This is a genomic window from Novosphingobium sp., from assembly GCF_019748365.1.
In the GTDB taxonomy this organism is placed as follows: domain Bacteria; phylum Pseudomonadota; class Alphaproteobacteria; order Sphingomonadales; family Sphingomonadaceae; genus Novosphingobium.
This window is the reverse complement of sequence record NZ_JAIEPN010000188.1, coordinates 41,480-56,159: the sequence shown is the minus strand read 5'-3', so window position 1 is coordinate 56,159 and position 14,680 is coordinate 41,480. Positions and strand designations below refer to the sequence as shown.

Below are 14,680 nucleotides of genomic sequence, written 5' to 3'. Positions count from 1 at the left end.
CATGCTGCACGGCCATGACGAGACAGATCGAAGAACCCGCCCGCCGGATCGACGTGATCCATGAGACCGATGTGCTCGTGGTGGGTTCGGGCCCGGGCGGCCTCGCCGCCGCGCTCGCTTCGGCACGCGCGGGCGTGAAGACCACGCTGGTCGAACGCTACGGCTGCTTTGGCGGCAATATCACTCAGGTCGGTGTCGAAGGCTTTGCCTGGTATCGCCACCTCGAAACCATCGACAGCGAGGGTATCGGCCGCGAGTTCGAGGACCGGGCGGTGGCGATGGATGCCGCCCTGCCCGAGCCGCAATCGATCAGCCACGCGCTGGATGCCGAGGCGTTCAAGCATGTCGCCGACGTGCTGGTCGAGGAAGCGGGCGTCATCCCGATGCTCCACCGGCTGGTCGTGGCGCCGATCATGGAGGGCGGCACGATCCGCGGTGTGATCGTGGAGAGCAAGGCCGGACGCGAGGCGATCCTTGCGAGCCGCGTCATCGACGCGACCGGTGACGCCGATCTTGCCTATCGCGGCGGCGCACCGACGATCAAGCATCCGGTCGACGAGATGATGTCGGTTTCGGTCATGTTCTCAATGAGCGGGGTGAACAAGGCGCGCTTCATCGAGGCGGTGAAGGCCGATCCGCAGACATATGGCGACTGGTCCGGCGGCGGCGAATGGGACATCACGACGAGCGGCAAGGAAGACGCGATGTTCTCCCCGTTCCTGCGCAAGCCGTTCCGGCAGGCGCTGGCCGCCGGGCTGCTGCCGCCGAACCTTGCGACGATTGCGGGCACCTGGGGCACGGTTTCGGATCAGGGCGACCTCACCTACCTCAATCTCGTCCACCACTACCTCGACGGCACCGACCCCGACAGCCTGACGCGCGGCGAGATGCACGGGCGCCGCGATGCGATGCACGCCATCGCCGCGCTGCGCGGCTTCATGCCCGGCTGCGAGCAGGCCAAGCTGCGCAACTTCGGCATGACCTTGGGTATTCGCGATACGCGCAAGATCGATGCGCTCTACAACATGACCGGCGAGGATGTGCGCGGAGAAGGCCGTTTTGAGGATTCGATCGGCATCTTCCCCGAATTCATCGACGGCTACGGCCTGCTGATCCTGCCGACGACGGGGCGCTATTTCCACGTGCCCTACCGCTCGCTGGTGCCGAAGGGGATCACGAACCTGCTGGTGGCCGGGCGGGTGATCGGCGGTGACAAGGTGAGCCATGCGGCGGTGCGCAACATGATGTGCTGCGCGGTGTCCGGGCAAGGCGCGGGCGTGGCGGCGGCGGTTGCGGTGAAAACGGGGCGCGATTTTGCCGAGTTGGATATTGCGGCTGTGCAGGCGGAACTCAGGCGGCAGGGCGCGCGGATTCACTGAGAGAGCGGCCAAGCACGAACGTAGCGCTCACGCCCCCAGCAGCGGCAGCGCTTCGTCCCAGAAGTGGTGCAGGCTCTGCGCGTAGCTTGACGGCACATAGGCGATGCAGGCGTCTTCGCTCTCCGCAAACAGCCGCACGCCGACGTGATCGATCACCGTTGCGGCAGTCGCGCCCACCGGGAACGCGGCGGCGCTCGTATCGAACACGCCGCCTTCCAGCAGCAGTTCGCGCCAGCCCGGCCCGGCGATGCGGAAGCGGACGATCCCGCCGCCAATGGCGGTCAGCGCACCGTCATCGCCCAGTGTATCCGCAAGGACCGAGACATCGCCCTCAGCCAGCCAGACGGTGGGTTCAAAACGCATGAGCGTGATGGACGCATTGGCGGCGCTGCGGTTCATCGGTGGCAGCGCGAAGCGGAGTGCCTTGTGGACGCGAGTTGCCACGCATTGCGGGTTGCTCCAGATCTCCAGCGCATGCAGCGGGGCGGCCGGGAGCGCGATGATCGAGGTTGCTTCAGTCACGGTAGCGTTCCCCGGCAGGATCGTAGAAATGCGGCGCGGTCACCCGCACACGGGCCTTCTCGCCGCGTGTGGGTGATGTGACGATCAGTTCCTCGCCATGGCGCCTGTGGCCACCCTGCAGCAGCGCCAGCGCGATAGGAACGCCTTCGAGAATGCGGCGCGCGGCGGCGGTGACATGGCCTTGCGGCGATTGGCCTGCCCGCTGGATCAGCATGCCACCCTCCGGGATCGGCCCATCGAGGCTGACGAGGCCGACAAGGTTGTTGCGGTTCGGACCGCTCAAGGCAGGCCGCGTCAGGCCCGCCGCGCCGATAAAGCCGCCCACCTTGTTGAGCATGCCGCCAAGGCCGAGATCGTGCGGGGTGGAGCGGCCATCGACTTCGCCGCCGACGACCACGTGGCCCTTTTCGATGCGCAGCAGTTCCATGGCTTCAAGGCCGTAAGGCGCGCCCCCTTCGGCGCGGGTCGCGGCCTCGATGGCTTGCCAGACCTTGTCGGCATGCGTCGCCTCGACATGGATTTCGAAAGCGCGCTCGCCGCTGTAGCTGGCGGCGAGGACGTGGACCGGAACGCCAGCCAGCACGCCCGGCGCATAGCCCATATGGCGCGGCGGCTCAGCCCCGATGAGTGCGGCGAGGATGCCGCGCGCCTTGGGGCCAGCGAGCGCAATGCCGGCGTAGTGCTCCTGAACATTGACCACCGAGCACTTGAGGTCAGGCCGCAGACTGTTGCGCACGTAGGAAATGAAGTGCGCCATGCGGTCAGCGCCGCCAGTGGAGCTGGTCAGCAGGTAGCGGTCTTCGGCGAGGCGCCAGACGGTGCCATCGTCCTGCACCATGCCGTCCTCGCGCAGCATGAAGGTATAGCGTCCGCGCCCGACCGCCAGCTTGCCAACCGTGGTCGCGCAGACGAGTTCCAGCAGCGCGGCAGCATCGGGGCCGGAGACTTCGAACTTGCCCAGCGTGGAAACGTCGCTGAGGCCCGCCACGGTGCGCACGGTGCGGGCTTCGCGCAGCGAGGCTTCGGCAAGGGTTTCGCCGTCCACCGGATAGGCGCGTGGGCGGAACCAGTAGCCCAGCGGCTGCCAGATCGGATCGTGCGCCTCGTGCAGCGCGTGCAAGGGGATCCGGCGCACGTGTGCCCCCGCATTGCGTGCGCCGGCGCCCGCCAGCAGCCCCATGGTGACGGGCGTGAACGGCGGGCGAAACGTGGTGAGGCCGGCCTGCGGCACGCTCACACCCTGCTTTTCGGCAAGGCGCGAAAGCGCGACCATATTGCTGGTCTTGCCCTGATCGGTCGCCATGCCCAGCGTGGTGTAGCGCTTGAGGTGCTCGACCGAGCGGTAGCCTTCCTGCCAGGCGAGATCGATGTCCGCGAGGCTGACGTCATTCTGAAAATCGACGAAGCTTTTCTTGGCCTTGCCCGCCGGAGCGACGGCGGGTGCGGGCGGCGGCGCGAGCGCGGCGCCGATAGTTTCGCAGGCTTGCGGGGTTTCGCCGGGCACGAAGGCCTGCGCTTCCTCGGACCAGTTCAGCTTGCCGCCCGCCTGCATGTGAAGGTGGGAAACGGGCACGAAGCCGCCGGAAACGGCGATCAGGTCCACGTCGAAGCTCTGTTCGCTGCCGCCGATCACGGCGGTGACCTTGCGCAAGGCATGCTTGCGGCCCGTGACGCTGGAGGGGCGCGCATCGTGGTAGACAGTGACGCCAGCGGGTGCAGCCGGTCCGCTGGCGCGGGCATCGAGCAGGGCGACGACGTCGGCACCGGCTTCGACCAATGCCTGCGCCGTGAGGTAGGCATCATCGTTGTTGGTGGCGATGACGACGCGCTTGCCGGGGAGGACGCCCCAACGGCGCAGGTAGCTGCGCACGGCCTGCGACAACATCACACCGGGGTGGTCGTTGTTGGCGAAGGGCACCGGGCGCTCGATCAGGCCGGTGGCGAGGATCACCCGCCCTGCCCGCAGATGCCACAAGCGCTGGGCAAAGCCGTGCGGCGGCACTTCGCCGGGTTCGGCAAGGCGCTGGGTGAGCGTGAGGAAGTTGTGGTCCCAGTAACCGGACGCGGTCGTGCGCAGGAGGACTTCGCCGCCGAGCGCCCTGATGCGGTCCACCATCGCGGCGGGATCAATCGCGGGATCGGGATCGCGCAGGAGCGAGCCGCCGGGGGCTGAATCCTGCTCGACCAGCATGACGCGCTTGCCTGCCTCGGCAGCTTCGAGCGCGGCCTTGAGGCCAGCGGGGCCGGAGCCGACGACGAGCACATCGCAGAAACCGGCGCGTTGGCTGAAGTTGTCGGGATCGGGCTCGGTCGGCGCGTTGCCGAGACCGGCGGCGCGGCGGATGAAGCCTTCGTAGCGCATCCAGTGCTTCGCGGGGCCGAAGAAGGTCTTGTAGTAGAACCCGGCGCCCAGCGCGGGCGCGGCAAGGCCGAAGATCGAGGCGACATCGAACGAGAGGCTGGGCCAGCGGTTCTGGCTCATCGCGACCATGCCGGGATAGACGAACAGGTCGGTCGCGCGGGTGTTGGGCTCGGCGCGGCCGCCTTTCCCCACCGTGACGAGCGCGTTCGGCTCCTCGATCCCGGCCGTCATGATCCCGCGCGGGCGGTGATACTTGAAGCTGCGACCGACAAGGCCGACGCCATTTGCGAGCAGCGCGGCGGCGAGCGTGTCGCCGGGGCGGGCATGATAGGTCGTGCCGTCGAAGGTGAACGGGACGGTTTCCTCACCTGACGGGGTGCGCGTAGGGCCGCTCATGGCAGCGCCTCCGGGCCGATGGCCTTCACGGCGTGGATCTCGTGCGTCACACGGTGGCGGGTGAGCACCATCCACGCGCGGCAGCCATAGGTATGGCGCCAGATTTCATCATCGAGGCCCATCGGATTGGCGCGGGTGTAGAGCGCCTGCATCGCGGTCTGCGGCTCGGCGGCGGGATCGACAATGGAATCGGTCGTGCGCTCGTAAGTGAATTCGGTCTGGGCGCGCGGGCCGCAGTGGGGACAGGTGATCTGGTACATGTCTGTGCCTGTCTCAGCGGTGGTTCGGGAACGGACCGACGGAGGTTTCGTCGATCGTCGCGCCGGTCATGAAGCGTTCGAGGCTGAAGGGGGCGTTGAGTTCGTGCGGCTTGCCGGTGGCGAGCGTGTGGGCATAGGTCCAGCCCGAAGCCGGGGTCGCCTTGAAGCCGCCGTAGCACCAGCCGGCGTTGAGATAGAGCCCGTCGATGGGGCTCGGCCCGATGATCGGCGAACCATCGAAGCTCATGTCGGTCACGCCGGACCAAGTGCGCAGCATGCGAAGGCGCGAGAGCGCAGGCATGACCGTGACCGCCTGCGCGATGGCGTGTTCCTTGATCGTGGGTTGGCCGCGGCGGGCGTAGCTTGGCCAGTTGTCCGGATCGCCGCCCATGACGATGCCGCCCTTGTCGGACTGGCTGACGTAGAAATGGAGCGACTGCGACATGACGACCGACTGCACCATCGGTTTCACGCCTTCGGTAACGAGAGCCTGCAGGGTCTGTGATTCAATCGGCAGGCGCAGCCCGGCAAGGCCCGCGACATGGCCGCTGTGGCCCGCAACGCAGATACCGGTGCGTGCAGCGAGGATTCGGCCGCGCGTGGTCTCGACGCCGGTGATGCGGTTGCCATCCTTGACGAAGCCCGTCACTTCGCACTTCTGGATGATATCGACGCCCAGCGCATCGGCTGCGCGGGCATAGCCCCAAGCGACGGCATCGTGCCGCGCGGTGCCGGCGCGCCACTGGATCAGCGCGCCGTCGATGGGGAAGCGGGCATTGCGGGAGAGATCGAGCAGCGGCTCGATCTTCGCGATCTGCTTCGGTGTCAGCAGTTCCGCGTCGATCCCGTCGCAGCGCATGGCATCGCCGCGTTCGGCGAGCTTGATCATGTCGCCATCGTTGTGGCCGAGGAACATCGCGCCGCGCGGGCTGAACATCACGTTGTAATTGAGATCGTCGCTGAGATTGTGCCAAAGCTTGAGGCCGAACTCGAAGAAGTTGTGCAGCTGCGGCAGACGGTAGTTCGAGCGCACAAGCGTGGTGTTGCGCCCGACATTGCCGCCGCCGATCCAGCTCTTTTCCAGCACCGCGACATTGCGGATGCCGTGGACTTTGGCGAGGTAGTAGGCGGTGGCAAGCCCGTGCCCGCCGCCGCCGATGATGATCACATCATAGCTCGCCTTCGGCTCCGGATCGCGCCAGGCCGGTTCCCAGTGCTTTTGCCCGTTCAGCGCACCGCGCAGCAGGCTGAAGGCGGAATAAGGGGTCTTCATGCTGCCTGAGAGGGCTGCCAGCCGCGCTGCTCGCGCCAGTCGGCACCGATGCCATCGAAGCGCGAGAGGCTGAGCTTGGCGATATCGGTAAAGCTGCAATGCCCATCGACGACGAGATCGCGCACCGCATGGCCCGAAGCGGGCGAAAGGCCGAAGCCGACGCCCGACATGGTGACGACGGTGACGTTCTCCGGGTCCTTCATCCGGTCGATAATCGGACGGCCATCGGGCGTGTTCTCGACAATGCCCGCCCACGAGCGGATCACGTTGAGGTGCGCGGCCTTGGGGAACAGCTCTGCGACGCGGCGCGCGAGGTTGCGCGTGAGCGGCGAGCTGGGACGCGCCGGGGGGCCAGCCTCGAAGGTTTCGAGCCATTCGTGCGGGCCGCCGCCATAGGCGAGATTGCCGCGCAGGGTCTGGCGGCCATAGAGGCCGTTCCCATCCACACCGCCAATCGGCATTATCGGCGCGGGTTCGGTGACGATCATTTCCGCGCGCGCGGCGGCGAGCGGAACTTCTACGCCGAGCTTGGCCATCAGGGCCTGGATCTGCGGACCAGCCGCAACAACCACGGCATCGGCTTCATAGCGGCCGCTGATTGAGTGGACCGCGACGACCTTGCCGCCGTCGGTCTCGAACCCCGTCACCGGGCTGTGCTGCACGATACGGCCGCCGAGGTCCTGCAAGGCCCAGGCATAGGCCTGCACCGAGCGCTGCGGATTGGCGTGGCCCCCGAACCGGTAGTGCATGCCGCCAAGGCAGTTGTCGCCCGCCAGCGGCACCATCGCGCGCACCTGATCGCCGTCGAGCAAGTCGACACGGTAGCCCATGTCGTTGTTCATCTTGGCAAGATAATGGTATTGGTTCAGCTGCTTGGGGCTGACCGCAATGACGAGGCGTTCCTGCTGGTGCTCGGTCGGATAGCCCAGCAATTCGTCCATGTGCGGCCACATGCGCTGCTCTTCTTCGAACAGCGGGCTCTGATAGTGCGAGGCGCCGCCGCCGTTGCGGCCCGAGGCTTCCCAGCCGACGATGCCCTTGTCGAGCACGGTCACCGATGCGCCCGAACGCGCGAGCCACCAGCCGGCGCTGAGGCCGGAAACGCCGCCGCCGATGATCACGACTTTCATCTTCGCCGCGGTGCCGGCGATCTTCGCCATGGTTTCCTGCGGCGTTTCGCTGGGGGTGGGCATACCAACATAAGTCATGGTCAGAGGCTCCAGCCTTCAGCGATGGCGGTTTGATGCTCACGCTCGCGCGGGGTGTCGATATCCCGGTAGGGCACCCACTGCGTGGGGATGCCGAACCAGACGTCCCACCCGGCACGCATGTCCTCGCTCTCTTCCCAATCTGCGAGAATGCGCAAGGGGAGCGGGCGGACGGGCGCGCGGTGCGTGGCGAGCGGGACCGAGCCGAACGGACCGTTCGCGGCCATCGCCAGCATCATTGCGACCTGATCGCGGCAACGGCGGCCCTGACACACGCCCATGCCGGCACGGGTGAGGCGCTTGATCTGATCGGGGTTCGGCGGGCCGTCCTGAATCAGCGTATCCAATGAGCGCGCCTGCATCGGCGCGGGGCGGCTCAGGTAATTCGGGGGCTGCACGCCGAGCAGGTCGGCGCGGGTCACTTCCTCACACTGGCAGACGATGGTGTCGGGCTGGGAGAGCTTGCCCAATTCGCGCGCCCATTCCATGCGGTATTCGACATGGTCGAAGCCGGTATCGGCAAGCCCTGCACAATCGCCGACACAAGTGACACCCGCGTTGTCGCCCGGGATATAGCCGCCGCGGGCGCCATCGAGCACGCGCTTGCCGCCCATCGCGTCGATCAGTTCGATCGAGGGGACGAGGCCGATGGCAAGCACCACGGTATCGACATCGATCACCGCGCCCGAGCGGAGGCGGACGCGCTCGACGCCGTCGATGCCGCCGATGGCTTCGGCTGGGGCGTCTTCGAGATAGAAGGGGATCTGCGCGGCGCGGACGGCCTCAGCCAGCGCGGCATCGCCCTGCGGCGCCGAGCGAACTTCGACGAGGCCCGCAACATCGACACCCTTGTCCCGAGCCAGAAGTGCGGTTTCGAGCGCGAGATCATGGCTGCCGACGATCAGCACGCGCTTGCCGGCGAATGCTTCATAATGCGCCAGCAGGCGTTCGAGCGCGGCGGCGCCCATCACGCCCGGCTGGTTCCAGCCCGGAAAGCCGATAGCCAGATCGCGCGCGCCGGTGGCGAGGACGAGTTCGCCATAGCCGACGATCCAGCCGCGATCCTTGTCTGCCAGCGCGACCACGTTTTCCGGCAGGCCGGTTATGCCGGGACCATTGCGGTAGACACCCCAGGCGCTGGTGCCGAGGAGGACTTCAACGCCCGCCTCCATCGCGGCTTCGAGCATCGGCTCGCTCATGAACACGGTTTCGAGCATGCGCTCGGCGTTCTGCGTTGCGGTGGTCATGCGGCCGCCGAAGAGCAGCGGCACGTCGTTGCCCATGGCAGCGCCGGGGATCGGATTCTCGTCGACAAGCAGGACCGACTTGCCCTCCCCCGCCCCGGCGATCGCGGCGGCAAGCCCGGCAGGACCGGCACCGACAACGACCAGGTCATAACGCGCCTCAGGCGCAGGCAGCTTGGTGCCGATCGCGTGGGGATCGGTTCCGTTGTTGATATGCATGATTCAGACAGCCTCTAGTGCCTGGGAAAGGTCGGCGATGATATCATCGGCGTGTTCGAGCCCGACGGACAGGCGCATCGTGCCGTCGGTGATGCCGCCGGCAAGACGCCCCTCGCGCGGGACGGCGTAGTGCGTGGTCGTCGCCGAATGGCAGATCAGCGTTTCCGAGCCGCCAAGGCTGACCGCGAGCTTCAGGAGCCTCAGCGCGTCCAGCATGCGGAACGATTCCGCCTCGCCGCCATGGAGGTGGAACGAGAAGGTCGAGCCCGCGCCCTTGCACTGGCGATCATAGACCGCGCGCGCCGGGGTGCCTTCGGCCAGAAAGCCGAGATACGTGACGCCCGCGACCTTGGGGTGACCCTGCAGGAATTCGGCGACCTTCCGCGCGTTGGACATCGCGCGCTCGATCCGCACCGAGGCGGATTCGAGGCTGCGCACGACAAGCCACGCGGTGAAGGGATCGAGGTGGTTGCCCCAGGTGGTGCGCAAGGTGCGCAACTGGTGGATGAGGTCCAGCTTGCCGCTCACCCCGCCCGCCAGCAGATCGCTGTGCCCGGCGCAGTATTTGGTCAGCGAGGTCATGCAGAGGTCGACACCGTGCTCGATCGGACGCTGCGCGAAGGGGCCGAGCAGTGTGTTGTCGACGACCACCAGCGGGCGGCGGCCGGTTTCGCGGCCGATCTCGTCGGCTACCGCGACCATGAGATCAAGATCGACAATGGCGGCGGTGGGGTTGGCCGGGGTTTCCGCCACGATCAGCGCCAGCGGCCCCTTGGCGAGCGCGGCGCGGGCAGCCGCGCGCACATGACCCGGGTCGCACCCGTCGGTATAGGTTTCGACATGGGTGCCAAAACCCGGCATGACCGAACCATAGAGCATGTCGACACCGCCGTAGATCGGGCGGCCATGGAGCACGCTGTCGCCCGGCTTCACGAACGTCAGCGCGATCGAGGAATGTGCAGCCATGCCGCTCGAGAATGCGGCGGCAGCTTCCGCCCCGTCGATCGCGGCGAGGCGGGTTTCGAGAATGTCGAGCCCCGGATGGCCGAGGCGCGAATAGATATGCCCCTCGCCCTTCTTGCCAGCCAGCGGGCCGGTACCGTCGAAGAACGCCTCGTGCACATCCTTCGCGTGCTGGGCGCTGGGGTAGATGAAGGTTGAGGTCAGGTAGACCGGCGGCTTGACCGCGCCGAGCGCCTCCGCCGGATCATAGCCGAAAGCGACAGCGAGCGTTTCGGGACGGAGTCCCTTGGGAGAATCAGCGGCCATGCGTCTCGACATACTTGCGGGCGGTGTCGCAGTACCAGTCGGTAAAGCGAAGCGCGAGCATCTCGGCCTCCTGCGAATAGGGTCCGGGGACGAAGCCCGGGCTATTCACGCCGAGCTGGTTGTTCTCGGCCAGTTCCTTGTCCTGCAGGTTGGTGCGGGTCCAGAGGTCGGCAAGTTCCTCGACCGAATAGTCGACACCTTCGACGGCATCCTTGTGGACCAGCCACTTGCCGGTCACCGCGGTCTCATGCGGGCCCACCGGCATCGCGCTGAACATGAAGGTATGATCGGCGGTCGAGTGGGTGAAGCAGTGCGGATCGACGGCAAGGCGCATCGAACCTATATCGCCGCCATTGCGATCGCACATCAGCTTCTTGACGAGGTGCTTGCCGTCCATCGAAAGCGAGACGACTTCGGGGTTGAGCTGGAAGCGCGCGAGCTGCCACCATTCGCCCTCGATCGCCTCGGTGGCGAGGCCGAGGGCGGCCATCCTTTCGTGGAAGGTCTGGACCTGCGTGTCGCCATCGATCTCGAAATGCTTCGACATGCCCACCGGGAAGGTACGAGCCAGTTCCGGGTGACCGGTGGCGCAGTGATAGCACTCGCGCCCGTTCTCCATCACGAGCTTCCAATTGGCGTACTCGATGATGGTGCTTTCGAAGGCGAGCTTGGCGTTCTTGAGGTCGTGCGGCGCGAGGTATTCCTCGAGCTTGATGGCGAACTCGTTGAACGGCGGCGGGTTGTCGTCGAAGCAGATGAACAGGCATCCGGCCACGCGCTCGAGCTGGATCGGGCGCAAACTGTGGCTGGCCTTGTCGAAATCTGGCTCCATGCGCATTGCCGAAAGCAGCGAACCGTCGAGCTCGTAGGTCCAGCGGTGGTAGGGGCACACGATCTTGGGCGCGGCACCCTTGCCAGCGGCACACAGGATCGAGCCACGGTGGCGGCAAGTGTTGTGGAAGGCGCGAATCTCGCCGTCGCGGCCCTTCACGATGAGCACCGGCCACTTGCCGACCATCTGCGAGATGTAGCTGCCGGCCTTGGGCAATTCGCACTCGTATCCGGCCATCAGCCAGCTGGTGCCGTATATGGCAGCCATGTCGAAGTCGAAGACTTCAGCGTCGTTATAGAGTGCCTGGGGGAGGCAGTGCCCTTCCGGCCGCTGGGCCAGGAGCGAGCCGATCCGGCTGAGGTCGATCATGCGTTGGGTTGTCCCGTTAGCGCGAGAAACAGATAGCCCAAGGGGTGGACCAAGCGCGCGAATGCAGCCAATCGGATTTCCTTATGCCGCCATGGAAAATTGACAAAAAGGCATGCCAAGGCGGCGATCGCGGTGCCGAAGCACATCGGACGAAAGGTTACATACTCGTCCAAATCCGAACAAATTTATTTAAAATCATAATCTTGTATCATTGCAGCCGCCGATGCACGGTGGGGAGGACCAAAATGCCACAGTCGGTTGCGACCTTGCACTGACGCAATCTGGGGGTGGATTTAGCGCCTGCTTTGACCTAGGCTTGCCCAAACGCGGTAAAGCGCGAGCCAAAACGGGGAGTAAAATCAGGGAATTGCCAGCGTGCGGAAGATTGGACCCGGAAGGCCCAATCCGGATTGAAGCGGCGGACATGATGCCCTTGCCCCTCTGGCCCTGACCTGAAAGTTGCCCCTGCTTTCGCTTGCCTTGCCGCGATTTGACGGGATGCGGCCTTGTGCCGACAGGGAATGGAAACGATGGGGGTACCAATGAAATCACGGTTTATGTTGTCGTGCGCAGCTGCGGCCGTCGCGCTGGGCTCGGGCGATTTTGCGCTGGCGCAGAATGCCGAACCGCAGGCAGACGCAGCCGCCTCCAACTCGGATGTGATCATCGTGACGGCACAGCGCCGTGACCAGTCCATCCAGGACGTTCCGCTGACCCTTCAGGCGTTCAGCACCGACACGCTGAGCAAGCTCAACGTGACCTCGATCGAGGGCCTGCTCAAGTACACCCCGAACGTCACCTTCTCGAACAACGGCCCGGGCCAGGGCGCGATCTTCCTGCGCGGCCTTTCGGCCGGTTTCGCAGGTCAGCAGTCCTCCGCGACGATTGGCGGCTTCCCGAACGTGGCCGTCTATCTTGACGATCAAGCGCTGCAGTTCCCGGCCCGCAACGTCGACGTCTACGTGGCCGACATGGAGCGCGTCGAAGTGCTCGAGGGTCCGCAGGGCACCCTCTTCGGCGGCGGCGCGCAGGCCGGTGTGGTCCGCTACATCACCAACAAGCCCAAGCTGAGCAAGTTCGAAGGCCGCTTCGAGGGCAGCTTCGGCGGCACCTCCGGGGGCAGCACCAACGGCTCGTTCAACGCGATGATCAACGTGCCGATCATCGAGGACAAGCTGGCAATCCGCGTGGTTGCCTATACCGATCACCGCGGCGGCTACATCGACAACAAGTTCTCGACCTTCACGCGCCGGCCGAGCGACCTCGGCTCGTACTACTTGTCGTATCAGGGCAACGGCAACCAGCTGACCCCGGACCAGCAGAGCCGCCAGGGCAAGTATGACAACCAGGCACTGGTCGAAGACAATTTCAACCCGGTCGACTACACCGGTGCCCGCGCGGCACTTTCCTGGCAGATCACGCCGGACTGGGATCTGCTCGTCACGCAGGCCTACCAGAAGCTCAAGTCGCGCGGCACCTTCGCCGTCCAGACCTACACCTACGATTACGCGCCGCTGACGGGCCTCTCGTCGACGCTGTTCTCGCCCCAGTTCAACGAGGACGATTACTGGAACACGGCCTGGACGCTGAGCGGCAAGGTCGGCGACTTCAAGGTGATCTACACCGGTTCGTACCTCACGCGTCACATCACGCAGCAGGGTGACTATACCAACTACGCCCGTGCGACCTACGGTATCTTCTACCAGTGCACCGGTGCCGGCAACTACTACTGGAACGTCGGCGCACCGCCTTATTGCTACGAGCCGAACAGCTTCTGGAAGGACCGGGTCCGCAACACGCACGAGAGCCACGAGTTCCGCATCTCGACGCCGGACACCGGCCGGATTCGTGCGATCGTCGGCGGTTACTACGAGAACTTCCTGATCCAGGACGACATGAACTGGTCCTACAAGACCATTCCGGACTGCGGTCTTGACTCGAATGCGGCGGATCTCCGGGCAGCCGGCACGGTCTGCCTCGGCCGCGTTGCGCCCAACCCGAATGCCACCCTCAACCGCCCCGGTCCGCGCGAGATCGGCGTTGCCTTTGGTCAGGACATCACCCGCGGCTACAAGCAGTATGCAGCGTTCGGCTCGGTCGATTTCGACATCACGCCGAACCTGACCATCACCGGCGGCACGCGCTACTACTACTATGACAACTTCCAGAAGGGCTCGGTCTACTCGTCCTTCAGCGGTAGCTGCTATCAGGTTCCGGTCTGCACCACGGGGTCGAACCTCGATGCACTTGGCCTGAAGACGACCTACAAGGGCTTCCGCAGCAAGGGCACGATCACCTGGAAGCCGCAGCCGGGCACACTGCTTTACTTCACCTACAGTGAAGGCTTCCGTCCGGGTGCGTTCAACCGCGGTCCTTCTGCCCGCGTGCAGGATCCGAGGCTGCCGTTCCTGAACGCAGCCGGTCAGGGTTCGGTGACCAACACCGGCAATGGCCGCAACTTCCAGCTGCTGGTGCCCGCCGCCTATGCGCCGGACAACCTGATCAACTACGAAGTGGGCCTCAAGACCGACCTGTTCGACCGCAAGGTGACGTTCAACCTTTCCGGTTACATCATGAACTGGAAGAACATCCAGATCGGCTTCTTCAACCCCGCGGCCGGCTTCGGCAATACCGCCTTCGCCACCAACGGCCCGAGCTACAACATCAAGGGTGTCGAGGCTCAGATCTCTGCGCGTCCCTATGATGGCCTGACGATCAACGGTTCAGCGACCTACAACAGCAGCAAGCAGTCCAATGCGCCCTGCTTCATCTCCAACAACCCGACCTCGTCGAGCTTCGGCAACTGCATTACCGAGCGCTTTGGCAATGGCTACGATCAGGCCGGCAATCCGCTGACCCTGCCTGTCCAGAGCCCGTTCGGCACTGTCGGCAGCATCACGCCGTTCAGCCCCAAGTTCCAGGGCAACATCCGTGTCCGCTACGAGTGGGCCGGCAAGAACGGCATGGACTGGTTCGCTGCGGTTGGCGGCAACTACATCAGCGCACAGTTCAACCAGCCCTCGACCTATCCTTCGGGTGACGTCCCGGGCAACGGCAACGTGCTTGGTCCGAACGGGATCATCGTTCCTGCAACGACCGTGCTGCGCTACCGTATGCCGGGCTATGGCCTGGTAGACGGGCAGATCGGCTTCACCAAGGACAACTGGACGGTGACGATCTTCGGCGACAACATCTTCAATACCCACGCCTCGACGTTCACCAACTCGTCGCAGTACATCAAGACCTCGACGATCGTGCGTCCGCGGACTTATGGTATCAAGATCGCTGCCAAGCTGTGATCGGATACCGATGAAGGATAGGGGTGGTGCCGCAAGTGCCACCCCCAT

At 65.3% G+C, this 14,680-nt stretch carries 10 protein-coding genes; 2 read left to right on the top strand and 8 right to left on the bottom strand.

The features are described from left to right. The first annotated feature begins 14 nt into the window (after window positions 1–14). Window positions 15–1,379: an FAD-dependent oxidoreductase gene (locus K5Q19_RS20435; protein ID WP_292949018.1), complete on the top strand. Its 1,365-nt coding sequence runs from the start codon at window positions 15–17 to the stop codon at window positions 1,377–1,379. A gap of 27 nt (window positions 1,380–1,406) precedes the next feature. On the opposite strand, the gene K5Q19_RS20430 is transcribed toward K5Q19_RS20435, so the two are convergent. Genes K5Q19_RS20430 through K5Q19_RS20395 form a run of 8 tightly spaced genes read right to left on the bottom strand, consistent with a single transcriptional unit; the run spans window position 1,407 to window position 11,333 of the window. Continuing rightward, window positions 1,407–1,901, bottom strand: coding sequence for a sarcosine oxidase subunit gamma family protein (locus tag K5Q19_RS20430; protein WP_292949016.1), 495 nt, complete (start codon window positions 1,899–1,901; stop codon window positions 1,407–1,409). Next, a complete protein-coding gene (locus tag K5Q19_RS20425; RefSeq protein ID WP_292949013.1) occupies window positions 1,894–4,659 on the bottom strand; it encodes a 2Fe-2S iron-sulfur cluster-binding protein in 2,766 nt (921 codons plus the stop codon). The genes K5Q19_RS20430 and K5Q19_RS20425 overlap by 8 nt, the downstream gene beginning before the upstream one ends. Further along, window positions 4,656–4,919 (bottom strand): sarcosine oxidase subunit delta, encoded by a 264-nt coding sequence (locus K5Q19_RS20420; RefSeq protein WP_292949010.1) that lies wholly within the window; start codon window positions 4,917–4,919, stop codon window positions 4,656–4,658. Before K5Q19_RS20420 ends, K5Q19_RS20425 begins: the two co-directional genes overlap by 4 nt. 13 nt (window positions 4,920–4,932) lie before the next feature. Continuing rightward, complete coding sequence (locus K5Q19_RS20415; RefSeq protein WP_292949007.1) at window positions 4,933–6,192, bottom strand: sarcosine oxidase subunit beta family protein; 1,260 nt, start codon at window positions 6,190–6,192, stop codon at window positions 4,933–4,935. Continuing rightward, entirely contained in the window at window positions 6,189–7,400 is a 1,212-nt protein-coding gene (locus K5Q19_RS20410; protein WP_292949005.1) for an FAD-binding oxidoreductase, read from the bottom strand. The genes K5Q19_RS20415 and K5Q19_RS20410 overlap by 4 nt, the downstream gene beginning before the upstream one ends. Window positions 7,401–7,402: 2 nt before the next feature. Then, window positions 7,403–8,863, bottom strand: coding sequence for an NAD(P)/FAD-dependent oxidoreductase (locus K5Q19_RS20405; RefSeq protein ID WP_292949002.1), 1,461 nt, complete (start codon window positions 8,861–8,863; stop codon window positions 7,403–7,405). 3 nt (window positions 8,864–8,866) lie between these two features. Next, on the bottom strand, window positions 8,867–10,132 hold the full coding sequence (locus K5Q19_RS20400; protein ID WP_292948999.1) for a cystathionine gamma-synthase family protein: 1,266 nt from the start codon (window positions 10,130–10,132) through the stop codon (window positions 8,867–8,869). Beyond that, a complete protein-coding gene (locus K5Q19_RS20395; RefSeq protein ID WP_292948996.1) occupies window positions 10,122–11,333 on the bottom strand; it encodes an aromatic ring-hydroxylating dioxygenase subunit alpha in 1,212 nt (403 codons plus the stop codon). Before K5Q19_RS20395 ends, K5Q19_RS20400 begins: the two co-directional genes overlap by 11 nt. A 557-nt stretch (window positions 11,334–11,890) precedes the next feature. On the opposite strand from K5Q19_RS20395, the gene K5Q19_RS20390 reads away from it, so the two are divergent. Further along, on the top strand, window positions 11,891–14,632 hold the full coding sequence (locus tag K5Q19_RS20390; RefSeq protein ID WP_292948993.1) for a TonB-dependent receptor: 2,742 nt from the start codon (window positions 11,891–11,893) through the stop codon (window positions 14,630–14,632). Window positions 14,633–14,680: the final 48 nt, after the last annotated feature.

Bases quoted from the DNA above. Each gene is read 5' to 3' on its own strand.
- K5Q19_RS20435 (WP_292949018.1), top strand. From the start codon at position 15: ATGACGAGACAGATCGAAGAACCCGCCCGCCGGATCGACGTGATCCAT.
- K5Q19_RS20425 (WP_292949013.1), bottom strand. From the start codon at position 4,659: ATGAGCGGCCCTACGCGCACCCCGTCAGGTGAGGAAACCGTCCCGTTC.
- K5Q19_RS20420 (WP_292949010.1), bottom strand. From the start codon at position 4,919: ATGTACCAGATCACCTGTCCCCACTGCGGCCCGCGCGCCCAGACCGAA.
- K5Q19_RS20415 (WP_292949007.1), bottom strand. From the start codon at position 6,192: ATGAAGACCCCTTATTCCGCCTTCAGCCTGCTGCGCGGTGCGCTGAAC.
- K5Q19_RS20410 (WP_292949005.1), bottom strand. From the start codon at position 7,400: ATGACTTATGTTGGTATGCCCACCCCCAGCGAAACGCCGCAGGAAACC.
- K5Q19_RS20405 (WP_292949002.1), bottom strand. From the start codon at position 8,863: ATGCATATCAACAACGGAACCGATCCCCACGCGATCGGCACCAAGCTG.
- K5Q19_RS20400 (WP_292948999.1), bottom strand. From the start codon at position 10,132: ATGGCCGCTGATTCTCCCAAGGGACTCCGTCCCGAAACGCTCGCTGTC.
- K5Q19_RS20395 (WP_292948996.1), bottom strand. From the start codon at position 11,333: ATGATCGACCTCAGCCGGATCGGCTCGCTCCTGGCCCAGCGGCCGGAA.
- K5Q19_RS20390 (WP_292948993.1), top strand. From the start codon at position 11,891: ATGTTGTCGTGCGCAGCTGCGGCCGTCGCGCTGGGCTCGGGCGATTTT.